The sequence below is a fragment of the Aquiflexum balticum DSM 16537 genome (assembly GCF_900176595.1).
Taxonomy (GTDB): domain Bacteria; phylum Bacteroidota; class Bacteroidia; order Cytophagales; family Cyclobacteriaceae; genus Aquiflexum; species Aquiflexum balticum.
In genome coordinates this window covers 5,185,402-5,208,915 of record NZ_LT838813.1, presented here as the reverse complement: position 1 = coordinate 5,208,915, position 23,514 = coordinate 5,185,402, and the positions used below count along the sequence as shown (strand labels likewise).

The 23,514-nt window shown below is 38.1% G+C and carries 20 protein-coding genes; 9 read left to right on the top strand and 11 right to left on the bottom strand.

What is annotated here, in order from left to right; translation table 11 throughout:
- Positions 1–31: 31 nt before the first annotated feature.
- Positions 32–1,384, top strand: a complete 1,353-nt coding sequence (locus tag B9A52_RS22040) for a M24 family metallopeptidase (RefSeq protein ID WP_084122765.1) — start codon at positions 32–34, stop codon at positions 1,382–1,384.
- 161 nt (positions 1,385–1,545) lie between these two features.
- On the opposite strand, the gene B9A52_RS22035 is transcribed toward B9A52_RS22040, so the two are convergent.
- From B9A52_RS22035 to B9A52_RS21985, 11 genes are all read right to left on the bottom strand, one after another.
- Entirely contained in the window at positions 1,546–2,304 is a 759-nt protein-coding gene (locus B9A52_RS22035) for a lysoplasmalogenase family protein (RefSeq protein WP_084122764.1), read from the bottom strand.
- A 191-nt stretch (positions 2,305–2,495) separates the two neighbouring features.
- Positions 2,496–3,665, bottom strand: a complete 1,170-nt coding sequence (locus tag B9A52_RS22030) for an MFS transporter (RefSeq protein WP_084122763.1) — start codon at positions 3,663–3,665, stop codon at positions 2,496–2,498.
- Positions 3,666–3,727: 62 nt separating this feature from the next.
- Positions 3,728–4,832 (bottom strand): peptide chain release factor 2 gene (gene prfB, locus B9A52_RS22025; protein ID WP_157370258.1). Its coding sequence is split into 2 segments (ribosomal slippage): positions 3,728–4,771 and positions 4,773–4,832, totalling 1,104 coding nucleotides; the frame shifts between segments, so codons are not numbered across the junction.
- 61 nt (positions 4,833–4,893) lie between these two features.
- Positions 4,894–5,418 carry a hypothetical protein gene (locus B9A52_RS22020; RefSeq protein WP_231955358.1) on the bottom strand — a complete coding sequence of 175 codons (525 nt, stop codon included), beginning with the start codon at positions 5,416–5,418 and terminating at the stop codon, positions 4,894–4,896.
- A 108-nt stretch (positions 5,419–5,526) separates the two neighbouring features.
- Positions 5,527–6,594, bottom strand: a complete 1,068-nt coding sequence (locus B9A52_RS22015) for a branched-chain amino acid aminotransferase (RefSeq protein ID WP_084122761.1) — start codon at positions 6,592–6,594, stop codon at positions 5,527–5,529.
- 1 nt (position 6,595) lies between these two features.
- Entirely contained in the window at positions 6,596–7,147 is a 552-nt protein-coding gene (locus B9A52_RS22010; RefSeq protein WP_084122760.1) for a cob(I)yrinic acid a,c-diamide adenosyltransferase, read from the bottom strand.
- An 81-nt stretch (positions 7,148–7,228) separates the two neighbouring features.
- Positions 7,229–7,951: an ABC transporter ATP-binding protein gene (locus B9A52_RS22005; protein WP_084122759.1), complete on the bottom strand. Its 723-nt coding sequence runs from the start codon at positions 7,949–7,951 to the stop codon at positions 7,229–7,231.
- Positions 7,952–8,025: 74 nt separating this feature from the next.
- The gene (locus tag B9A52_RS22000) at positions 8,026–10,839 is read right to left on the bottom strand and encodes a tetratricopeptide repeat protein (protein WP_084122758.1); all 2,814 of its coding nucleotides are present in this window, start codon (positions 10,837–10,839) and stop codon (positions 8,026–8,028) included.
- A complete protein-coding gene (gene gatC / locus B9A52_RS21995; RefSeq protein ID WP_084122757.1) occupies positions 10,839–11,126 on the bottom strand; it encodes an Asp-tRNA(Asn)/Glu-tRNA(Gln) amidotransferase subunit GatC in 288 nt (95 codons plus the stop codon). Before gatC ends, B9A52_RS22000 begins: the two co-directional genes overlap by 1 nt.
- Positions 11,123–11,884, bottom strand: a complete 762-nt coding sequence (locus B9A52_RS21990) for a lysophospholipid acyltransferase family protein (RefSeq protein ID WP_084122756.1) — start codon at positions 11,882–11,884, stop codon at positions 11,123–11,125. The genes gatC and B9A52_RS21990 overlap by 4 nt, the downstream gene beginning before the upstream one ends.
- A gap of 2 nt (positions 11,885–11,886) precedes the next feature.
- Entirely contained in the window at positions 11,887–12,258 is a 372-nt protein-coding gene (locus B9A52_RS21985; protein WP_084122755.1) for a globin domain-containing protein, read from the bottom strand.
- Positions 12,259–12,589: 331 nt separating this feature from the next.
- On the opposite strand from B9A52_RS21985, the gene B9A52_RS21980 reads away from it, so the two are divergent.
- The 8 genes from B9A52_RS21980 (at position 12,590) to B9A52_RS21945 (ending at position 23,495) form a co-directional block, all read left to right on the top strand.
- A complete protein-coding gene (locus B9A52_RS21980; protein WP_084122754.1) occupies positions 12,590–14,218 on the top strand; it encodes a type I restriction-modification system subunit M in 1,629 nt (542 codons plus the stop codon).
- Positions 14,202–15,338: a restriction endonuclease subunit S domain-containing protein gene (locus B9A52_RS25745; RefSeq protein WP_157370257.1), complete on the top strand. Its 1,137-nt coding sequence runs from the start codon at positions 14,202–14,204 to the stop codon at positions 15,336–15,338. Before B9A52_RS21980 ends, B9A52_RS25745 begins: the two co-directional genes overlap by 17 nt.
- A 126-nt stretch (positions 15,339–15,464) precedes the next feature.
- Entirely contained in the window at positions 15,465–16,907 is a 1,443-nt protein-coding gene (locus B9A52_RS21970; protein WP_084122753.1) for an SIR2 family protein, read from the top strand.
- Positions 16,907–17,611 carry a TIR domain-containing protein gene (locus B9A52_RS21965; protein WP_084122752.1) on the top strand — a complete coding sequence of 235 codons (705 nt, stop codon included), beginning with the start codon at positions 16,907–16,909 and terminating at the stop codon, positions 17,609–17,611. The genes B9A52_RS21970 and B9A52_RS21965 overlap by 1 nt, the downstream gene beginning before the upstream one ends.
- Position 17,612: 1 nt before the next feature.
- On the top strand, positions 17,613–18,194 hold the full coding sequence (locus tag B9A52_RS21960; RefSeq protein ID WP_084122751.1) for a toll/interleukin-1 receptor domain-containing protein: 582 nt from the start codon (positions 17,613–17,615) through the stop codon (positions 18,192–18,194).
- A 31-nt stretch (positions 18,195–18,225) separates the two neighbouring features.
- Positions 18,226–19,620, top strand: coding sequence for an ATP-binding protein (locus tag B9A52_RS21955; protein WP_084122750.1), 1,395 nt, complete (start codon positions 18,226–18,228; stop codon positions 19,618–19,620).
- Complete coding sequence (locus B9A52_RS21950; protein WP_084122749.1) at positions 19,617–22,859, top strand: type I restriction endonuclease subunit R; 3,243 nt, start codon at positions 19,617–19,619, stop codon at positions 22,857–22,859. Before B9A52_RS21955 ends, B9A52_RS21950 begins: the two co-directional genes overlap by 4 nt.
- A 471-nt stretch (positions 22,860–23,330) precedes the next feature.
- Positions 23,331–23,495, top strand: a complete 165-nt coding sequence (locus B9A52_RS21945; RefSeq protein WP_084123639.1) for a Uma2 family endonuclease — start codon at positions 23,331–23,333, stop codon at positions 23,493–23,495.
- Positions 23,496–23,514 lie beyond the last annotated feature (19 nt).

Below are 23,514 nucleotides of genomic sequence, written 5' to 3'. Positions count from 1 at the left end.
ATTCCTATTTTCCCAGAATAAAACCTTAAATATGAAAAAAATCTTAATACTACTTGGCATCAGTGTTTTCTGCATTCAAATTTCATTTGGCCAACAACTTCATGTTTTGAGTCAAAGGGAACAAGCTGTGGTTATTGACCAATGGCTCGATGAAAGAATCAAAACCATTCTACCTGAATTGATGGATAGAGCTGGTATCGACATGTGGGTGATCATTTCAAGAGAATACAATGAAGACCCCGTAATCAAAACTTTTTTACCTGCTACTTGGCATGCAGCCAGAAGGAGAACCATGTTGGTGCTTTATAAAGCTCCTGGAAGCAATGAAGTGGAAACACTTGCCGTAGCCAGATATGATGTTGGGAAGGCATTTAAAAAAGCTTGGGATCCCGACGCACAGCCCGACCAATGGAAAAGATTGTCAGATCTGATTGTAGAGAGAAAACCAAATAAAATCGGATTGAATATTGCCAAAGACTATGGACATGCAGATGGTCTGAATGTTACTGAGTACAATACCCTTTTGGAATATTTGCCCAAAAACTTCCATTCGAAAATAACTTCAGCACAAAATCTTGCTGTAGGTTGGTTGGAAACAAGGACTCCTTCTGAAATGGCGACTTACAGACATATCCAAGCTATTGCCAACCATATCATAGCTGAAGGCCTGTCTGAAAATGTAATCACTGCCGGAGTCACTACCACTGATGATGTGGTTTGGTGGTACAGAGAAAGGATCAAGGCATTGAAGCTGGATACATGGTTTCATCCATCTGTTGATTTGCAAAGACCTGATCCGGACTCTCAGGAGCAATTAAGGTCATTTGCAGTTAAAGCAGAAAGTCAGGTTATTATGCCTGGAGATATCCTGCATATGGATTTTGGAATAACCTATATGAGGTTGAATACTGATACCCAACAATTAGCTTATGTTTTAAAACCCGGTGAAGATGACGTCCCACAATATCTTAAGGATGCAATGAAAGTTGGGAACAGGCTTCAGGACATTCTCACATCACAATTTGTGGAGGGGAGAACCGGAAATCAGATTTTGCGGGAAAGCAGAAAAATTATGGAGTCGGAAGGAATCAGGGGAAGTATTTATTCCCATCCTCTGGGAACTCATGGACATGCTGCAGGACCGACAATAGGCATGTGGGATAATCAGGGAGATACTGAAGGTGCTGGTGACTATCCTCTCTATCCAAACACCGTTTACGCCATCGAACTCAATGCTGTCGTTTTTGTAAAAGAGTGGAACAAAGATGTCAGGATTATGCTGGAAGAAGGGGCATCCTTTGATGGAGAAAAAGTAACCTATCTCAATGGAAGATTGGTGGAATTTATGACCATTCCCAGAAAAAGCGATTTTCTTAAAAATTGAAATTAAAAACATAATAATCCGCTTCTTTAATTGATAAATGAGGTTTATTGGTCAGAGAAGCGGATATTTTTTTGACAGATTAAGATCAATAGTCCAAATCAACCACATTGGACTACAAACCATTTTATGAGTGGTCAGTGGGAAGAAAGCAAATAGTAAAATTAAAAACCATTTCGATTTTTTATCAGGGATTTCTTCTGAACATGACTTTGAACATGGTCTCCTGGAGCTTCCTGAATCTGGATCTGTAATAGTATACCATAACTGACCAGATAGTGTGCAAAAGTATATATCAAAATACTGGCACCATGCCTTAATGGATTTTTACTGTAAAAATCAAGTCCTGTTATCGAGGCACTAAATATAAATAATAAGGCACCAATAAAAACAATATAAAAGCTATTACATCTCACAAAAAATCTCCTGCTCAAGGCAAGAACAAACGCTCCTATGCCTATAACTGAATAAAAAAGACTGGGTATAAAAAGATCATTGGTATAGGATAAAATTACCCATGCATTTATTCCTAAAATAATGATTGTGAGGCACTCAGGCCAAAATTGAGTTAGCCTTGTGTTTGCCTTCCTAATTCCAAGCTTTGAAGACTTGATATACAAAAGACCATAAAAGGTTTGGGCGACTATAAACGTGCAAATACCTATTGTTTTAAATAAATTTATTTCAATATCAGGCAGCATCAAAATATCCCCTAAGAATGAAAAGAAAATAGCCACAATCATCAATGGCATTAAGGAATGATTGTTTTTTTTAAATTTCAGAATCAAACCAATCATGAGAATTGGCAGTGTGCAAAGATTGAAAATGTAAAATCCAACTTTCAGGTTATTTAGAAGAAAGGTAATTGCCAGCAAAGCTGACAAAAAATATATAGCGGTGAATCTACTGTTCCAAGTTGACATAAAATTACAATCGTAATAAATCAACCCTAAAATAGATGATTAAATAAAAAATTAAACACTTTAAATTGAAAATAAATTTTAATAATCTTTTGTATTTATATAAAATCAATAAATTATATTTTTTTAATTTTTTTTTGTGCAAATAATATTAAAAAAAATATAGATATAGTTTTTACAAATAAATTATATTTTTATTGACTTAATTTTGTATTTGGTATAAATATTAAAATGATAAATGCAGCAATTGAAAAGCCGGCTGCCAAAAAAAATACCAATGGAAAATTATCAGAATTATTGGCATAAGTAAATCCCGAAACCACAGCGCCAATTCCAATCCCGGCTTCCAGGGCAATATACATGGTGGCAAGGGCTTTTCCCCTAAAGCCTTCCAAAGAAAGATCGATTGTCCAGGCAGAAATAGTGGGTGAATTCATTCCGACGGAGCATCCGAAGATTACTCCTCCAAAAAGAAATACTCCTTTACTTTCCGCAAACGCAATGATTATCATGGACAAAGCCATAGACAGAGTGGCTACTTTCATGACAGCTATCCGCCCGTATTTGTCTGAAGCCCTTCCTGCTATAATCCTTATTCCCAAAGAAGAAAGCGTGAAAACTGCAAAAAACAATCCCTTGTTTTCTATTCCCAAATGAGTGGAAAAATCAGGTACGATTGTCAAAATCACCCCAAATGAAAACACTGTCAAAAAAAGGACCAATGATGGTGTCAGGACTCTTTTTTCAATGATTTCATGGCGATTGAGTTTTAATAATCCAAAATGGAATTTTGAAGGGTCTTCAACAGTTTCTTTCAGCTTGATCAAAATTAAAATTGAAAGAATTGCAATAAACGCTGAAATGTAGAACAATAGATTTATACCCCAAATGATACTGATATAGCCGCCCAAGGCAGGACCTGCCGCCATTCCCAGAGAGCCAAAGAGAGACTGTAAACCCATAGCCTCTCCACGCTTGTTGAATGGAATTATATCTGCCACATAGGCTGAAATACCTGTAGGTGTAAATCCGGTGGAAAAGCCGTGAACAAACCTCAGTAACAGAAATCCTGCGACCGAAGTGATAATTGGATATAAGATACTGACAACAAGACATATTACTGCTCCAAAAACCATCACTGGGATCCTTCCGATTTTATCGGCAAGCTTTCCGCTGAATGGCCTGGACAGACCTGCAGATAAGGTAAATAGGGCAATAATCAAGCCTTTGTAATCCTCACCTCCCAATGAACTAAGATAGGATGGAAGTTCAGGGATTATCATATTGAAGCTGGCAAAAAATAAAAAAGAACTCGCACAGAGTAGGAAAAAGTCTAAAGTAAAAAAAGTCGGGAGAATCCGCATAAGTTGGTTTTTAGAAAAGAAACCTTCCAGCGCTAATTAGCTTTGGAAGGTTTCTATTGGAATTATTCATCCTTATTGACTTCTTCTTCACTTTGGGCAAGAAGGAAAGCTTTGATGAATTCATTTATTTCTCCGTCCAATACACTTTGTGTATCTGAGGTTTCATATCCGGTCCTTGCATCTTTTACCAGTTTGTAGGGGTGGAGCACGTAATTGCGGATTTGAGATCCAAAGTCTATTTTCATTTTACCGGATTCGATTTTTGCCCTTTCAGCATTTCTCTTCTCCATTTCTACCTGATAGAGTCTGGATTTCAGCATCTGCATCGCTTTTTCCCTGTTCGCTAGCTGAGAGCGTTCCACTTGGCAGACCACCACTATTCCCGAAGGCTTGTGGGTAAGCTGTACTTTGGTTTCGACTTTATTTACATTTTGTCCGCCAGCACCGCCCGAACGGGAAGTATGAAGCTCTATGTCTGCAGGATTAATGTCAATTTCTATCGTATCATCCACTACTGGATAGACGTAAACTGAAGCGAAGGATGTATGTCTCCTTCCATTACTGTCAAAAGGTGATATCCTTACCAGCCTGTGGACTCCGATTTCTGATTTCAAAAATCCATAGGCCAGGGGGCCATCAAATTCCAATGTAACTGATTTGATTCCGGCAACTTCACCATCCTGAAGGTCAACTTCCCTGACTTTATATCCATTTTTTTCTCCCCACATGATATACATTCTCATGAGGATGGATGCCCAATCATTGCTTTCTGTTCCGCCTGCACCGGGATTGATTTCCAACATGGCACTGAGTTGGTCCTCTTCACTGCTGAGCATTTTCTTGAGTTCCAATTCTTCGACCTGCTTCAGGGTTTTTTTATATTCCGACTTCATTTCTTCTTCAGAAACTTCATCCATAGAATAAAAATCGAAAAGAACCTCAAGGTCCTGAATACTCGTTTCTACCTTTTCGTATTGATTTGTCCAGCTCTTTTTGGCTTGGATTTGTTTCATGCTTTTTTCAGCTTCTTCCGGATCATTCCAGAAATCAGGCTGAGCGGAAACTGCCTCCAAATCTTCTATTTCTGCTTTTTTCTTATCGTAGTCAAAGATACCTCCTCAAAGCCAAAATGCGGGCTTTCAAGTCTTTCAACTGGTCTGATGTCATAATTTATTTAGTTTTTTGCGGTGCAAAAGTCGTGAAAAATAAACTTTAAACCTATTTTCTTTTAATCTCCATAAAGGATAATTAATTGAATTTTGTTTTTTCCCTCATGTTTGAATTCTTTGTATTGGAGCTTGGAAATCAAAAAACCAGCTCCAAATAGTCCTGCCGACCAACCCAAAGTATTACTTGCCTGGGAAAGATCACCTTCCTGATAAAGACTATTGATGATGCCACCGGTAAAAAAGATCAGTCCTGCACCCATTCCTAAAAATGAAAGATTTTTAATTGTCTTGTTTCGGGGATCTTTGTTTTTAACATAAACTGCTGTAATGTCTTGGGGTCGTAATACATTTTCGGTCAATACAATTATATCTGTTTTGATATCGACAATAATGTCTGAAAAATAAAAGTCAAAATTCTTCGTTTTGTAGATCAATTCATCTCCTATTTCATATTTAAGCCTGGTTTTCTGGTTCGAACCTTTTTGGAGAAGAAGGAATTTTTGGGAATAGCCAGTAGATAGCATGAAAAACAACAAGAAGCTTGTCAAGATTATGGTTTTATATCTTAAAACAAGCTTCTTCATAGGAACTATTGTTTTCAATTAAAATTGAAATTCGATTTTAAATTATTTGACAACAAAGTCCGGAAGAGAAGATGTTGAGGGGATATGAATTGTTTAATATATTTTTTATTACAACTTGATAATCCAGCCCCTATTGTCTTCTACTTTTCCATATTTGATCTTATCTAAAGTCTCCAGGACTTGGATGGAAAATGAATCAGGGGATTTGGAAGATAATTCATAATCAACGCCATTGAGGTGGATTTTGGCTATATGCGCAATAGTAGCCGCCGTTCCTGTACCAAAAGCTTCCTGAATTGAATTCTCTATGAGTGCTTTTTCAAGTTCCTGAACCGTAAGAAATCTTTCTTCGACGGGATATCCCATTTCTTTAGCCAGTTTTAAAACAGAATCCCTTGTGATCCCTTTGAGGATAGTTCCCTTGTTAGTCGGAGCAGTGATCAAAGTATTATTGATCATGAACATCAAATTCATTGTGCCGCTTTCTTCTATATTTTGGTGGGTTTTTCCATCAGTCCAGATCAATTGATCGTAGCCTTCCTTTTGTGCCAAAAGCGCAGGGTAAAGGGATCCTGCATAATTACCGGCGGCTTTGGCCGCACCTGTTCCACCTTCTGCAGCACGGGTATATTTTTGTTCTACTTTTACTGTAACCGGTTTTGAATAATAATGCCCAACCGGACATGTGAAAATCATGAATTTATAATTTTCTGAAGGGCGGATGCCCAAATAATCATCAGTAGCAAATATAAACGGACGGATATACAAAGAATAACCAGGTTTGTTTGGAATCCAATCTCTGTCCAAATCAAGCAATTGCATCAGCCCTTCCATAAATAATTCTTCCGGAACTTCTGGGATGCACATTCTTACAGCTGATTCATTAAGTCTTTTTTGATTGGCATCGGCACGAAACAAAAGAATATCTCCTTCGTCATTTTTATAAGCTTTCATCCCCTCAAAAACTGATTGTCCATAGTGGAGCGTAGCATTGGCCGGATTCAGGGATAAGGGTGCATAAGGTTCTATTCTGAAATCTGTCCATTCTCCTTTTTTGAAGTCAGCAACAAACATATGGTCACTGATGGTTTTACCGAATACGAGGTTATCAAAATCCGTTTCCTGCAATTTTGATTTTGAAGTTTTGGTAATATCTATCTGTAATTTCGTTTCCATGCTAAAATGATCTTGGCTTCCAAGTAACTTCTTCTATCCCCAATTCCTGGGCAATCAATCTCCCCAACACAAAAAGATAATCTGAAAGACGGTTTAAATATTTGACAATTATTTCATCGACAGGTTCTGTTTCCATCAATGCGATCACGCACCTTTCTGTTCGTCTGCAAACTGTCCTGGCTAGGTGACAAAATGAAACAACCGAATGACCTCCGGGCAGAATGAAATTCCTTAATTCAGGTAAATCTTTTTCCATAAGGTCTATTTCTTTTTCCAAAAGTTCCAGGTCCTCTTCATGTAGATCCGGTCTTTTGACATTTTCTTTACCAGGTTCAGTGGCCAAGGTCGCCCCAATGGTAAAAAGTCTGTCCTGAACTTCTTTGAGCAGGTCTTCTCTTTTTTTATTGATTTCCTGATCCTTCAATAAGCCGATAAAGCTGTTCAGTTCATCCACTGTGCCATAGGCATCAATGCGTAAGTTGGATTTAAGTACCCGCCTTCCACCCAATAAAGATGTAGTTCCGGTGTCTCCTGTTTTAGTATAAATTTTCATGAATCTGCTCTTTACCAGAATATTTTGTTAAGGCCATTGCCTTGCAAAAATAGGAATCTATTTGCAAAAAAATAATGATTTCTATTCTACCAAAGAGACAGCATGTCCGCGTGTTGGATTGGGATTAAGGGTATCTGATTCTACCAGTCCATCCCGCAATCTGATTACTCTGTGTGCATAGTGGGCAATATCATCTTCGTGTGTCACCATGATAATGGTATTGCCTTTCTGATGTAACTCATGGAAAAGCTCCATGATTCCATAAGATGTTTTGGAGTCAAGGTTACCGGTAGGTTCATCCGCAAGAATGATACTTGGATTATTTACCAAAGCCCTCGCAATAGCTACTCTTTGTCTCTGCCCCCCTGAAAGTTCATTAGGTTTGTGGTGAACCCTGTCAGCCAATCCTACATTTGAGAGGGCCTGAAAAGCCATCTCCTGTCTATCCGACTTGTTAAAACCTGCGTAAATCAATGGCAAAGCTACATTATCAAGACAGGTCGCTCTCGGTAAAAGGTTGAAAGTTTGAAAAACAAAACCTATTTCTTTGTTTCTGATTTCTGCCAACTCATTCTCTGACATGTCACTGACATCTTTTCCATTCAGTACATAGCGACCGGAAGTAGGAGAATCCAAACAGCCTATGATATTCATCAAAGTTGATTTACCGGAACCTGAAGGTCCCATAAATGCGACATATTCTCCTTTGTTTACAGTGATGGAAATAGATTTTAATGCCTCTACTATTTCTGCCCCCATTTTATAGGTTTTGCTGATTTCTGTCGTTTCTATAATCTTTGCCATCGGTTAGTATTTTAAAAGCCAATTTAACAGAAAAGTTTCTTCAAAAAAACTTCTTAGTCAAATTACGGTACAAGTTAATTTAAGTTGTCCATTTGAAGTTTTTCAATTTGGGGGATATTTAGCCATGATTGCATTTCTACCAATGCTGCACTTCCATAACTGTCCAATCCAATTTTTCTACTTTGTTTTACATATTGAATCCACAACTTGGGATCTTTATTGAATTGAATGGCTTCTTGTAAGATCTCATATTTACGAAGCTCATCGGTTTCCATTCTGACTTTTTTCCAAACAAAGGGTGCCCAGTAAGCATTTCTCTCCAAACCTTTATCCAATTGGAATATTTCAGTGATTTTTGGGTTCGGAAAAGTATTTTCGTCCGAATGAACAAATTGATACCATGAGTCTATATCTGCTTCACTGAGTATTTCACCGTTTCTTCCCAAAACTATTTTTTTGACTCGCTCATATTCCGGTTTATTAAGCCAATGGAGTTTATTGACCATAACATGATAGGCGAATTCTTCTTGGAGCGATTTATCCTCAATGGTTTCTAAGCTTACTAGAAAATCTTCAGGAAGCTGACGATGGAGTAGGCTGATTTTTTCAAAAAAATCAATCAGACCGTTACTTTCAAGATTTCCATTTTGATCCCATTCCATCCATGCAGGGAAGTTTATTTGGAATTTTTGATGGATTGTCCATGCTTCAGCGGCTTTGTTTCCAAAATATAAAACCGCCAGATGAAAAGGTTGAAAGTTTTCAAATCCTCTTTCATGGGCAACAGAAATATCAATTGCGGCCTTTTCAAAATCCAATTGTCCGGCCAGAATTTTTGCAGCCATTGCATGGTAGTATCCTGCCGAATTGGAATGAATCAGGGCTGTTCCGTTGATATATTTTAAAGTTTCATTGATGTAGGATTCCTGTAGTGTCCTGAGAATCCTGGTTTCTCTGTAATTCCTTTCTTCAAAGCTCATTTGTTCTATGGCCACAAGACTATCCACCAAAGCCAGATCCCTATCCATTGGTGTGGTAATCTTGTTGCTCCATTGATTTCTCAATAGAGATGTTCTCAAATTATGGTCTTCGGGCAGGGTTCCGGTATCCAATGTAAAGTCCGCAAAATCACCCTTTTGATTGGAATAGGCCAGATAATTGATTTTGTAGATCAGGTCATCAGGTATGGAAGATAGGGTTTCCACCTCTTTGCCATGTTTTACCTCAAGGGCTAGTTTGTTGGATTTGGCGGTGAGGTTTTCTTTGGATATTTTTTGAAGTGCCGCAACAGCATCTTCGGGTCTGTTTAACTTAGAATAAAGAAGTGCCAAATTATTTAACATGTAAGGGTTATCCGGAAAATATTCCAGCCCTTTTTCAAGGTAAAATAAAGCATCAAAAATTTTGTTTTGTTGGTGCAGTTTAGAACTCAATAGCAGGATATTTGGAACATTTGGAGAATAATCAAAACTCTCAAAAAGGTTGTCCATTCCCTGAGTGGATTGCCTTAATCCGAATCTAATATGCGCTGCCGCATTTTTGGATTTGTCATTTTTTCGGTACTCCAGCCAAGAGTTTTCGTATAAAATCGCAGCCTCCAAGGGTCGTCCCGTTTGGGAATAATAATCAGCAACGGTGTTGGTGCTTGCACTTGATACCTGCGGAGCAATAATCGCATCTGCATAAACCACCAAAATGACCAAACCCATGATAGCGCCAATCCTCATGTGGAAATAGGCAAAATGCTGAGGCTTGAAAATGATTTTTTCAACATCCTTTCCTGAATTGATTATTTCAGAAAAATTGGCCATCAGATAAATGAAAAACAATAAGCTCAGACTGATTTGTCCATATAAAAAAACATGATTGAAAAATTCATACAGGGGTTCATTTTCTATGAAAATTGCCCTGCCCCAAGTCAGGACGGTGATGGTAAATCCTATCAGATAAAAAGACTCACCAATGATAGGAATATCAAACGCCTGCTCGGTTTGTTGAATTTTTAGTTTGACCACAAAAAAGCCCATAATCCCTCCAATCACCATTAAAAACAGGGGTGGGATGGTTGGAAATGGCAGATTTACCTCCCCCATAATATCGAGCAAAGTAAATAAGGTCAGAAGAAAATAAAGTAAGAAGATCAGGATAAGGTGGTACGAAATCTTAAGTCCAGTACCTTTATTGAGTTTGATGAGAAACAATGCGGCGCCTGAAATTACCGAGTGACCTATGTGTAATAAAAACAATACTGTGATAATGGAAGCCGGCAAAATTGCATTTTCTGCTAACCAAAGCCAGGGTGAGTTAATTTCTGAAAAAGAACCAAGCAGATATAAAGTAGCTGTTCCAAATACGGCAACTACCAAGAATCTGGGCAGTATTTCCCAATGTTCTCCAAAGAACGAAAGCAAAATTATGGGAATCAAAGTACCTGATATGAGGGCAATCAAAGCGTAGTTGCTTGAAATCCCACCTATATTGAGTCCGTTTATTCCACTAAATGTCAAAAGGAAGATCAACAAAGCTGATGCACCAATAAAATACATCTTCTTCAGGGTACTGATCAGGCAGATTCCCAATAGAAAGAGAATCCAAATCAAGGCACCATAAAAAAAAGTGACTTGGGAGAAAAACTGTGGTGGCAAGGATTCATAATTCTGAAAAACCAGAAAATTATCCATCTCTATGGGGATTAGTTCTCCCGCCAGCTTGATGAAATTGACCGGAACAGCAAGGTTTTCTGTAAAAATCCCTGGGAGTATGGGCATTATACCTTGTTGCCAAAAGAAATAACTGAAAAACAGGAAAAAACCTCCCACCAATAAAAACAGTAATGGAAGGCCTTTTAAAATAAAATTCCTTAATCTTTGGTGTATTGAAAGTGGCATTATTCCAAGACCTTTGGAACTCTGAAATAATCCGAATCTCTTTGGGGGGCATTTTGAAGGCCTTGTTCACGGGAAAGATGCTCGCCTTCGATATCTTCTCTCAGTACATTTACCTCCGAGGACATGGTTGTCAATGGTTCAATACCTTCTGTCTCCACCTCATTGAGTTGTTCTACCCAATCGAGGATCTGAGTCATGTCTTTTTTCATTTTTTCAGTACCTTCTTCGTTGAATTCGAGTCTTGCGAGGTGGGCGATTTTCTTAACGCTGTTTGAATCTATTTTCATAAAGTATTAACATTCATGTATGTGGTCAATTGCTTATTGTCTTCCAAGAGTTGTTCTTGGATGGTTTGGTAGCAGTTTTCCTTGATTTTTGGAATATCCTTGGATGAACATCCGACAGTTTCAATAGGAGAATGGAAAACTAGTTTTGCTTTTTTAAAATTCAAAAGCAGTTTTCCATCATCAGGCAAAATTAAATGATTAAATGATAAAGTGACAGGAATGATTGGGATTTGTTTGTCGACTGCCAAACTGAAAGCCCCATCTTTGAATTTTGCCATTTCAGGTGGATTAGGTGCGCATATTCCTCCCTCCGGGAATATGACAATGCTGCTGCCATTGTCAATTGCCTTTTTTGACCTGAGTAATACCTCCCCCCGGCTTTTGATGCTTTCACGCTTGACTGCGATATGTAAATTTTTGAAATAATAACCAAATAGTGGTACTTTGGAGATGGAACTCTTTCCAATATAGATCACATCTCCAGGAATAAATCCCATCATAGCGATGTCTATATAGGAGAAATGGTTGGATACAAAAATATAGGGCTGTCCTTTTTTAATATGTTCTTTCCCTTCAATTTTTACCGGAAGGAAAATCAAAATAAAAAACAGGTTTGCCCAAAATTGATTGATTTTCCTGCCGTATTTTTCCCATCCCGGTACCCAAATACAAACCAAAAACAAAGGGAAAAACAACAGGAAACTGAGGCAGAACATCAGCAAAGCATAAACACTATAGATTCTTCTAATTAAAACCATTTTTATTTATTCACCATATGATTTGCCACTTGGACAAAATATGCCTGTATCTGTTGGCTGATATTGGGGTCCATTTCTACTTTTTCAATTGCCTGAAACATACATTTGAGCCACTCCTCTTTCATTTTTTCATCAATAGGCCATTGAAAATGCCTCCGTCTCAACATCGGATGACCTCTTTTTTCCAAATAAGTATGAGGCCCACCAAATACATGGATCAAAAACAAAAATAGTCTTTCTTCCGCAGGTGCCAAATCCTTGGGGTAAAGCTTTCTCAATTCCGGAGATTTCTCGACTTGTTGATAAAAGTGCTGGACGAGGATTTTTATTTTTTCTTCTCCGAGGATTTCATAGATGGATTGGTTTGAATTCATCCTTAAAGGGAATTGAAATTTTTCAGAATGCCAAAAATAATTATTTCTTTGGTATAGGCTATATGGTTTAAGTTTTGGGGATTGCAAATCCTGATTATCCGGGCTTCGGGATTACAAATCCCGAACTGCAGGTTATTGGAGCCCGATGTAAATGCGAGTATGTTTATTGAACTCAAATATTAAATGATTTTGATTTTTTTTAAAAATATTGAATTCTTCCTTTAATGAATAGTGGTTTTTCTTAAAAAATACCCTGTTTACGGGATAGGAATAAATAGGGTAAATGAACTAAATTAGCAAAATACAAATCTGTAATAATTAATTTAGGATAATGCCCATACAAAAGGAAGAGCCTTCCAACAAAGCGAAAGGAAAATTAAAACCATCCAAACAAACCCAGGATAAGCCCATTGAAGTCACCCTATGGGACGCAGCCAATAAACTGAGAGGCAGTGTAGAACCTGCCGAATACAAACACGTGGTATTGAGTTTGATATTTTTGAAGTTTGCCAGCGACAAGTTTGAAGATCACCGCGCCAAATTGATCGCTGAGGGCAAAGAGAAATACATAGAGATGCCAGATTTCTACAATATGAGCAATGTCTTCTTTTTGGAAGAAAGCAGCCGCTGGGGTTTTCTGATCAAAAAGTCCAAGCAAAATGACATTGCCCTGCTTATTGACACTGCCCTGCATACCATTGAGAAAAACAACAAAGCACTGAAAGGTGCCTTACCTGATAATTACTTCTCCCGCTTGGGACTCGATATCACCAAGCTTGCCTCCCTTCTGGATACCATCAATGACATCGATACGCTCAAGGACCCCAAGCAGGATGTGGTAGGCAAAGTGTATGAATACTTCTTGTCCAAGTTTGCGCTCGCTGAAGGAAAAGGCAAAGGGGAATTTTATACCCCCAAGAGTATTGTCAACCTGATAGCAGAGATGATCGAGCCCTACAAAGGGATCATCTATGACCCTGCTTGTGGTTCGGGGGGTATGTTTGTGCAGAGTATCAAGTTTATAGAAGCTCATCACGGCAATAAAAAAGAGGTTTCCATCTATGGGCAGGAATATACCAACACCACCTACAAGCTGGCAAAGATGAACCTTGCCATCCGGGGCATCAGCGGTAACCTGGGGGAAAAAGCAGCGGATACTTTTGCCGATGACCAACATAAGGACCTGAAGGCCGATTTTATCATGGCCAACCCTCCCTTTAACCAAAAAGACTGGCGGGCAGAAAATGAACTAAAAGACGATCCGAGATGGAGAGGCTATGATGTCCCGCCGAAGAGCAACGCCAATTATGGCTGGATTTTGAATATGGCTTCTAAGCTTTCAGAAAATGGTATTGCGGGTTTTATCCTAGCTAACGGTGCTCTGAGTGGTGGAGGTGAAGAATACAAAATACGGAGGAAGTTAATTGAAAATAATTTGGTGGAGGCGATTCTGGTATTGCCACAAAACATGTTTTACACTACTAACATCAGCGTTACTTTGTGGATTTTAAACAAAAACAAAAAAGCCCACACTCGAAAAATTGGAGATGAAACACGAAACTACCGAGACCGAGAAAAAGAAATCCTATTCATGGACTTGCGTCAAATAGGTATTCCATTTGAGAAAAAATACATTCAATTTTCAGAAGAAGATTTAAGTAAGGTTACTGGGACTTACCACCAGTGGCAAACGGCTGGGTTAAATGAAGCTCCAGCTTCATCCTATTTAAATATCCCGGAATTCTGTTACTCTGCTTCCATTGAAGAAGTGGTCAAAAAAGATTTTTCCCTTGTCCCAAGCAAATACATTGAATTTGTAAACCGAGACGAAAACATTGATTTTGATGAAAAGATGCAAATCCTAAAAAGCGAGTTTGCAGACTTGTTGAAAGCTGAAGCCGCTTCTGAAAATGATTTACTAGCTGTTTTTAAAGAATTGGGTTATGAAATCGAATTATAAAAGATTAGGTGACTTCATTTCTCCTGTTAAGATTCGAAATTACGACTTAGAAGCAAAAGATTTGTTAGGCATCAATATCAACAAATTTTTCATGCCTTCAGTAGCTAATATTGTAGGAACAGACTTATCAAATTATAAGGTTGTAAAACATAATCAATTTGCTTGTAATAGGATGCACGTAGGACGTGATTACAGAATTCCCATTGCAGTTTCACAAAGTGAAGAACCATTTATGGTTTCACCTGCTTATGATGTTTTTAAAATAAAGAAAGGAAAGGAATTATTGCCTGAGTACTTGATGATGTGGTTTTCTCGTAGTGAATTTGACCGAAATGCGTGGTTTTATACAGACGCAGATGTAAGAGGGGGATTGGCTTGGCAGGCTTTTGAAGACATGCAATTACCCATTCCCTCCATCACCAAACAAAGAGAAATCGTCAAGGAATACAATGTCATCCAAAACCGGATTGCCCTCAACCAACAACTGATCCAAAAACTCGAAGAAACCGCACAAGCGATTTATAGGGAGTGGTTTGTGGAAGGGATCGATTGGGAGAATTTGCCTGAGGGGTGGAGAGTTGGACATTTAAGTGAGCTATGCGAATATTCAAGTAAAAAAATTTCAGTAAATCAAATCTCTTTAGAAACATATATCTCAACTGAAAATATGTTCCAAGATAGAGGTGGAATTACCGCCGCCAATGGACTTCCAACGCCTACTAGTTTTATAAGTTTCGAAAAAGGCAACATCCTAATTTCCAACATCCGTCCTTACTTTAAGAAAATTTGGTTAGCCAATTTTAGTGGAGGATGTTCAAATGATGTTTTGTGCATTGTACCAAAATCTGAAATCCCTTCTTTGTTCTTGTACCAGATACTTGAGAAAGATAATTTCTTTGAATATGTAATGGCGGGAAGCAAGGGAACTAAAATGCCCAGAGGGGATAAAAAATGGATAATGAATTATGAAACTGTAATTCCTAGCAAAGAGCTATTAGGTAAATTCAATAGAATTTCTAAAAAGCTACAAAAGGATATCCTACTTAGAAAAAAAGAAAATCAAAAGCTAACGGAGTTGAAGGAGTTGCTTCTTTCTAGGTTGGCGACGGTTTATGTTTAGAAGCAATGATATCCAACAAACGCATCAAAGAGCAATTGAAAAACACCCTTAAACGGCTTTGCCCTGTGATGATGAGGGGCGTAGCTGAAAATATTAAGGAATATTCACAAGCATAAAAAATCGAAAATGGATTTTAAAGAAGCATTAATAAACGCATTCATCAATGATTATGTAGAAAAGCTAAGACAAGGAACTGCGACTATTTTTCTTGGTGCAGGTATGTCAAAAGGAGCAGGCTTTGTTGATTGGAAAGGACTTCTAAAAGATTTAGCAACTGAATTGGGTTTGAAAATAGACGATGAACCTGATTTGATTTCTGTTGCTCAATTTCACAAAAACAAAAACAACAATCGAAATAAAATTGACGAGAAAATAGTTAATGAGTTTACCGATTCAGATGTTGAAACTGAAAACCATCGAATAATTGCAAGGCTTCCCTTCAATACTATTTGGACAACTAATTATGATGACCTAATTGAAGACACACATTCAAAGATTCATAAAAAGGTTGATGTAAAAAGAGAAGTTGATGATCTTTTTATAAATCGTGACAATCGTGCTTGTATCTTATATAAGATGCATGGTGATAAAGACAAACCTAGTAAGGCTGTTTTGCTTAAGGAGGATTATGAGAAATACTATTACAGTCACGAACCTTTTATCTCAATTTTAAATTCCGAATTAATCACGAAATCATTCCTATTTGTAGGATTCAGCTTCACCGATCCAAATATCAATTACATTTTTGGAAGACTTACTCACAGATATAGCGATAAAAGTAAAGACCATTATTGCATAATGAAAAGAACGGCTCTTGAAGATTGGAACAATGTTCAAGAGAAATACGAATATGAAAAGATTAAGCAAGACCTTTTTGTAAAAGACCTAAGCCGATATAGAGTTCAAACTATTTTTATTGAAAAATACAGTGATTTGACATTACTCCTTGGAGAAATCGAAAGAAGGTTCAATTCACATTCTGTCTTTATCTCAGGTTGTGCTGCTGAATATGGTGATTTTACCGAAAGAGAAGCACACAATTTTATCCATCTTGTTTCAAAGGAAATTGTAAAAAACAATCTCATAGTAATCAATGGTTTTGGTTTAGGCGTTGGAAGTGCCGTGATAAATGGAGCACTTGATGCCGTTTATTCTAACCCCAAAAAGTTTTCAGAAAATCAACTTGTGGTAAAACCTTTTCCGCAGTTTCCAAGCGGTGGTAAAGAATTAGGGGAGCTTTGGGAAGAATACCGGGAAAATATGATTTCCAGGTCGGGTATAATCATTATTTTTTTTGGAAATAAAAAAATTGATGATGGTTCAATTGAGTATGCTAAAGGAGTAAAAAGAGAACTTCAAATTGCATTATCAAAAGGGCTTTGGCCAATTCCGATTCACTATACTGGTTATATGGCTTCGGAATTATATAATTTCCTGCTAAGTGAATTCAAAAATTACGGCATCCAAGAACATTTTTTAAAAGAAGTAGGTGAACTTAAGTATTACAAAGGCGATGTGGCAAAATCCGTGTCAGAAATCATTACACTAATCAATAAAGTAGCAAACTAATGGGAAGAAAAGTTTTTGTTTCTTATAAGTATGGAGATACTCTAGTTAGAGATATGAAAAAAAGAGACTTGAAAATCGTTGGTGGAAACTTGAATTTCATTTCTAGACCCACGAGAGCCAGAGATTACGTCGACGAGCTTCAAAAGAAAATCGGAAAAGACAATATTAATCTAGGTGAAAAAGATGGGGAAAGTTTGAGGGATTTTTCAGATAATCACATTGAAACTCTTTTAAAACAAAGAATCAGACAATGCAGTGTAACAATTGTTCTTATTTCAAAAGGAATGCAAGAAATTTTGATACCTGAAGAAGACCAGTGGATTCCATGGGAAGTTTCTTACTCCTTAAGAGTTGTATCCATTGGTGAAAGAAGAAAACAGATGAATGCAGTCTTAGGAATAGTGATACCTGATGAAACAGGAACATATGCTTGGTATTACACAGAAAATCGAGCCTGTAACAGTGTTACTCATCAAACAAGTAAGTTATTTAAAATATTGAGAGATAACATGTTTAACATTATTGATAAAGAGATTAAGGAATGTAATGGTACAAAAATACATGTCAATAGTGAACCTTCATTTATAAAAACGGTAAAGTGGGATGACTTTATGAATAGCAATGATCATGATTTTTATATAGAAAGGGCAATTGAAATTAAGGATGATAAAAACAACTATGATGTTCATATAAATTTAGACTAATATGAGTTTTATAAATGAAACACAACTTAGAAGTCAGCGAAGATCTACAAAGACATATATGACTTTAAATGAAAGTCTAAGTGATTTTAAAAATGAGAGTTCCTCTTTTAAAACCAAAATTTTCCTATCACATAAGCATGATGAAAAGGAATTCCTAGAAGGTACAATTTCTCTTTTAAAAAATTATGGTGTAGAGGTATATGTAGATTGGTTGGATGAAGGAATGCCCAAATCAACTTCCAGTCAAACTGCTGTTAGGATAAAAGGAAAAATTAAAGAAAATCACAAGTTTATATTACTAGCAACTGAGGCAGCAATTAATTCCAAATGGTGTAACTGGGAGCTTGGTCTTGGTGATGCCGCCAAATATATTGATCGCATAGCCTTAATACCTGTCAAAAAAGATTATTCTGATTTTTCAGGAACAGAATACTTGGATATTTACCCTTATATATTCAACATCGATTACTATCAATATTTCAAAGGTGATTTTAGGACTCAGGGAACTTATGTAGTATATCCCTCAGTAAATGGTAATGATAAAGTTGTTCCAATTGCACAATGGTTGAGAAATAGATATTAATGAAATTCATTGAAGGATAATTGGAAAGCTAATGAGCGAACGCCAAAACATAGAATGGAAACAAAGTTGGCACGATGACTACCTAAAATGGGTATGTGGTTTTGCCAATGCCATTGGCGGCACTATTTATATTGGCAAAGATGATAAAGGCAATGTGGTTGATTTGCCGGATCATCAAAAGTTATTGGAAGATATCCCCAATAAAATCCGCAATACGATGGGCATTATCTGTGACATCAATTTGCAGCAAGAAGCCGGAAAGAAACTCATTGAAATAAAGGTAAACCCCTATTCGGTGCCCGTTTCGTTTCGGGGCAGATACTATTATCGCACTGGTAGTACCAAAATGGAATTGACAGGTGTAGAGCTCAATGAATTTTTGCTCAAAAAAGCGGGAAAAACTTGGGATGATGTTGTGGAGGAAGGAGCCTCAATAAAAGACATTGATGAAGCAAGTATCGCTAAATTCATATCTGATAGTCAAGAAAAGAGCAGAATACCAATCACTAAGGGGCTTTCGGTGCTTCAAATCCTGGAGAAGCTTCAACTTACCGAAGGGAAAAAATTGAAAAGGGCTGCTATTTTACTATTTGGTAAGAACCCCGGAAAGTTTTATCCCAATGTAGAAGTAAGAATTGGACGTTTTGGCGAAGACGCTACAGATTTGCGGTTTCAAGAAGTAATTGAAGGCAATCTGATTCAGATGTTGGATGAGGTTCAAACACAGCTTCATCATAAATTTTTAATCCGCCCGGTAGACTTTGTTGGGATGCAGCGGGTAGAAAAAGACGCATACCCCTTGGCCGCACTGCGGGAAATGCTGCTCAATGCCCTAGTGCACAGAACCTATATGGGGGCTCATATTCAATTGCGCGTATTTGACGATAGGCTGTCTATTTGGAATGAAGGGTTGCTTCCTCATGGCTTAAGTCTGGATGATTTAAAAAAAGAACACAACTCCCGTCCACGTAATCCAAAAATTGCCAAAGCCTGTTTTATGGCCGGTTATATCGAAACTTGGGGTCGAGGTACATTGAAAATTATAAATGCTTGTAAAGAAGCAGGTTTGCCTGAGCCTGAGATCAGGGAGATGAATGGCGGTATCGAAATCACACTGTTCAGTCGTTTGGTAGAAGAAGCTCAAAAGGGAACCCAAAGGGATGTTCCTACCACGCAAGTCACCACGCAAGTCACCACGCAAGTCACCACGCAAGTCAGAAATTTGCTTGAGGTGTTTGAAGGTACACATAACCGTCAGGAACTACAGGAGAAACTTGGTTTGGCTAACAGAGAGCATTTCCGAAAAGCTTATTTACAACCTGCCATTGATCTGGAATTTGTTGCATTAACCATACCCGAAAAGCCCAAAAGCAGCAAACAGCGATACATATTAACAGAAAGAGGGAAAAACGTATTGAGCCAATGAAATTTACTGAAGGAAAATTGGAAAGTGCTTTTACCGAGTTGTTGGGGATAGAAGGATATTCCCACCATTTGGGTTTTACCCTTATCCGTCAGCCAGACGAAGTATTGATAGAAGAAGATTTGATAAGCTTTCTTTTGGAACAATACAGTAGTTATGGCATCACGGTAAACGAAACCAAATCCATTGTTCTTCAACTCAAATCCCTACCCGCTTCTGATCTTTATGAAAGCAATAAAACTTTTTTGAGGATGCTTTCCGATGGTTTTATTCTTAAAAGAGAAGACCGCAGCCAAAAGGACATTTATATTCAACTGATTGATTACAGCGGATTGGACAATCAGCGCCAACCTGATGAAAGTGACCTGATAACCATAGCCGGTGAGGATGAAGTAAGGAACTTTAGCTATGATGAAAGAACCCCTTATTATAAGGATAACAACATTTATAAGTTTGTCACCCAATTTGAAATCATCGGTACAGAAAAACGCATACCGGATGGTATTGTCTATGTAAATGGTTTACCACTTGTGGTTATCGAATTTAAAAGTGCCATCAGAGAAGAAACCACCATCTATGATGCTTTCAAACAACTGACTGTTCGTTACCGAAGAGATATTCCTGAGCTTTTTAAATACAATGCCTTTTGTGTTATCAGTGATGGGGTAAACAACAAGGCCGGTTCGTTCTTTGCCCCTTATGAGTTTTTCTATGCGTGGCGTAGGATTGCCGGATTGGCCAAGGAGGTTGATGGGATTGACAGTATGTACACGTTGATTCAAGGGATGTTTGATAAGATCCGTTTCCGGGATATCCTCCGCAACTTTATTTACATTCCTGACAGCTCCAAAAAAAACGAGAAGATTGTCTGCCGCTATCCGCAGTATTATGCTGCAAGGGCGTTGTATGATCACATAAAATTGGCTCAAAAACCCAATGGGACAGGAAAGGGTGGGACCTATTTTGGAGCCACAGGCTGTGGCAAGAGTTTTACCATGCTCTATCTCACGAGGTTGTTGATGAAAAGTGAATATTTCGAAAGTCCTACCATCGTATTGATTACCGACCGCACCGACTTGGACGACCAACTTTCAGGACAGTTTACTAATGCCAAGAAGTTCGTAGGGGATAATACCATTGTAAGTGTGGAGAGTCGTGCCAACCTAAGGGAACTGCTGGAAGGCAGGCAGAGTGGAGGCGTTTTTTTAACTACGATCCACAAGTTCACCGAGGATACCGAATTGCTGACTGACCGAACAAACGTGATCTGCATATCGGACGAGGCACACCGCAGTCAGGTCAATCTGGACCAGAAAGTTAAAGTAACAGACAAAGGCGTAACCAAGACTTTTGGCTTTGCCAAGTATTTACATGATTCATTGCCCAATGCCACCTTTGTAGGATTTACAGGAACACCTATAGATGCCACGCTTGATGTGTTTGGAAAGGTGGTGGATGCTTATACCATGACCGAATCGGTGAAGGATGAAATCACCGTTAGGATCGTCTACGAAGGAAGGGCGGCCAAGGTATTGTTGAACAATTCCAAATTGAAAGAGATTGAGGACTATTATGCCAAATGTGCGGAAATTGGGAGCAATGAAAATCAGATTGAACAAAGCAAAAAAGAAATGGCACAGATGTATGCCATTATCGGTGACCCTGACCGGTTGAAAGCAGTTGCCGAAGATTTTGTAACCCACTATGTGAACAGGGTTTCGGAGGGTTCGACTGTCAAAGGCAAAGCCATGTTTGTGTGCAGTACCCGGGAAATCGCCTATGAGCTGTATAAAAATATCATTGCCTTGCGGCCGGAGTGGAATGAAATCCGGGCAGCGGCAGAGGGAGAAGTTCTTAACGATAAGGACCTGAGAGAACTGAAACCCATAGAGCGCATAAAAATGATCATGACCCGGGGCAAAGATGATGAGGCGGATTTTTATAACCTACTTGGCACCTCCGATCACCGCAAGGAATTGGACCGGCAATTCAAAAATGAAAAGTCCAATTTCAAAATAGCCATCGTGGTGGATATGTGGCTGACGGGATTTGACGTGCCGTTTTTGGATAGTATCTATATTGATAAACCGATTCAGAGGCACAATCTGATTCAGACCATATCAAGGGTAAACCGCAAATTTGAAGGAAAAAACAAGGGATTGGTGGTGGATTATATTGGCATCAAAAAGCAAATGAATCTGGCATTGAAGCAATACAGTGAAGGTGATAAGGACAACTTTGAGGACATTGCTGAATCCATCATCATTGTAAGGAACCACTTAGACCTATTGGCCAAAATTTTCCACAACTTCGACAACTCCAAGTATTTCCATGGAACGACCATTCAGCAACTGAATACTTTGAATATGGCTGCCGAATATGTCCAGAAAACCAAAGAATTTGAAACCAGGTTTATGGGCTTGGTGAAGCGGTTGAAAGCTGCTTATGATATCTGTGCAGGAAGTGAACAGTTGACGCAGGTAGAAAGAGATTATACCCATTTCTATTTGGCTGTGAGGTCCATAGTTTTCAAGCTTACTAAAGGCAACGCACCTGATACTGCCCAAATGAATGCAAAGGTTCGGGAAATGATCAAAGATGCCCTTCAAAGTGATGGTGTGGAGGAAATATTCAAACTCGGTAATCAGGAAGAAACAAAGCAGGATATTTTTGATGAAGATTATTTGGCGAAGATTGACAAAATCAAATTGCCGAATACAAAAATCAAATTGCTTCAGCAGTTATTGGCCAAAGTTATTGCAGAAATCAAAAAAGTAAACCGGGTCAAAGGGATTGACTTCAGCAAAAAAATGCAGGATTTGGTAGAACGCTATAACCAACGTGACGAAAGCGATATTTTGAGAAGTGAAGTCTATGAGGAAATGGCCGAGGCACTTACCAATATGATTTGGGAAGTTCATAGGGAGTTCTCGGCTGGAGATGTTTTGGGAATTGACTTTGAGGAAAAGGCATTTTACGATATTCTGAAGGAATTGTGTGTGAAATATGACTTCAACTATCCTGAAGATAAACTGATAGAACTGGCTAAGGCAGTGAAAGACCTTGTAGATGGGCAGGCCAAGTTCCCGGATTGGAATAAAAGGGACGATATTAAATCTGCTTTGAAGGTAGGCCTGATTTTATTGCTGGATGAGTTTGGCTACCCCCCTGTAGAGCGAGATGAAGTGTACGTTGAGATTTTTGAGCAGGCAGAGAATTTTAAGAAGAATCAGGGGAGGTGAGAAGTGGGGAGATGGATTTGATTTTTTTTATCGGAAATAAACACCTCCTCAATATATTTTGAATCTTATTGTTTTTGTAATTAACCTCATTAATTTAAAATAATTAACAATTATGGATGTGATCAATGTAAAGTCAACATTGAAACAAAGAGAGTCACAGATCAATGTGTAATTGAATAAGATTCTTAATTCCAATCCTGATCCATTTCCATTTATAAGGATCAATAAAGCTAGTAAAACTGATTGCCATGATCCGTGCATGTCAGGAATATCGGGTCAGATAGCCACTTGTTGGAAGTGATGTATAAATTGTTTTTCATGAGCTTTTCAGATTTGGCCTTTATATGCCGTATCGGATTTTGTGAGGGAAGGATGAACTACCTTTGGTTAGTCCTTTGACTCGATCCTTTTTCGGTATTTCAAATCAATTCCTTTATATTAGTTTCATTATGATTCTTTCGCCAGGAAGCAATAGATTCGCCAGGAAGCAATAGAAAGGAAATAAAATTCAAATATGAAGTCTATGAAGAAAGCGGGGTTGGGGAGTATTGGATCATATATCCCGACGAACAGACAGTCCTCACCTATACATTGGAAAAAGGGAAATACGTTCTCCAGACATTTTACATCGGGTAATATCTTGGACTACAAAATT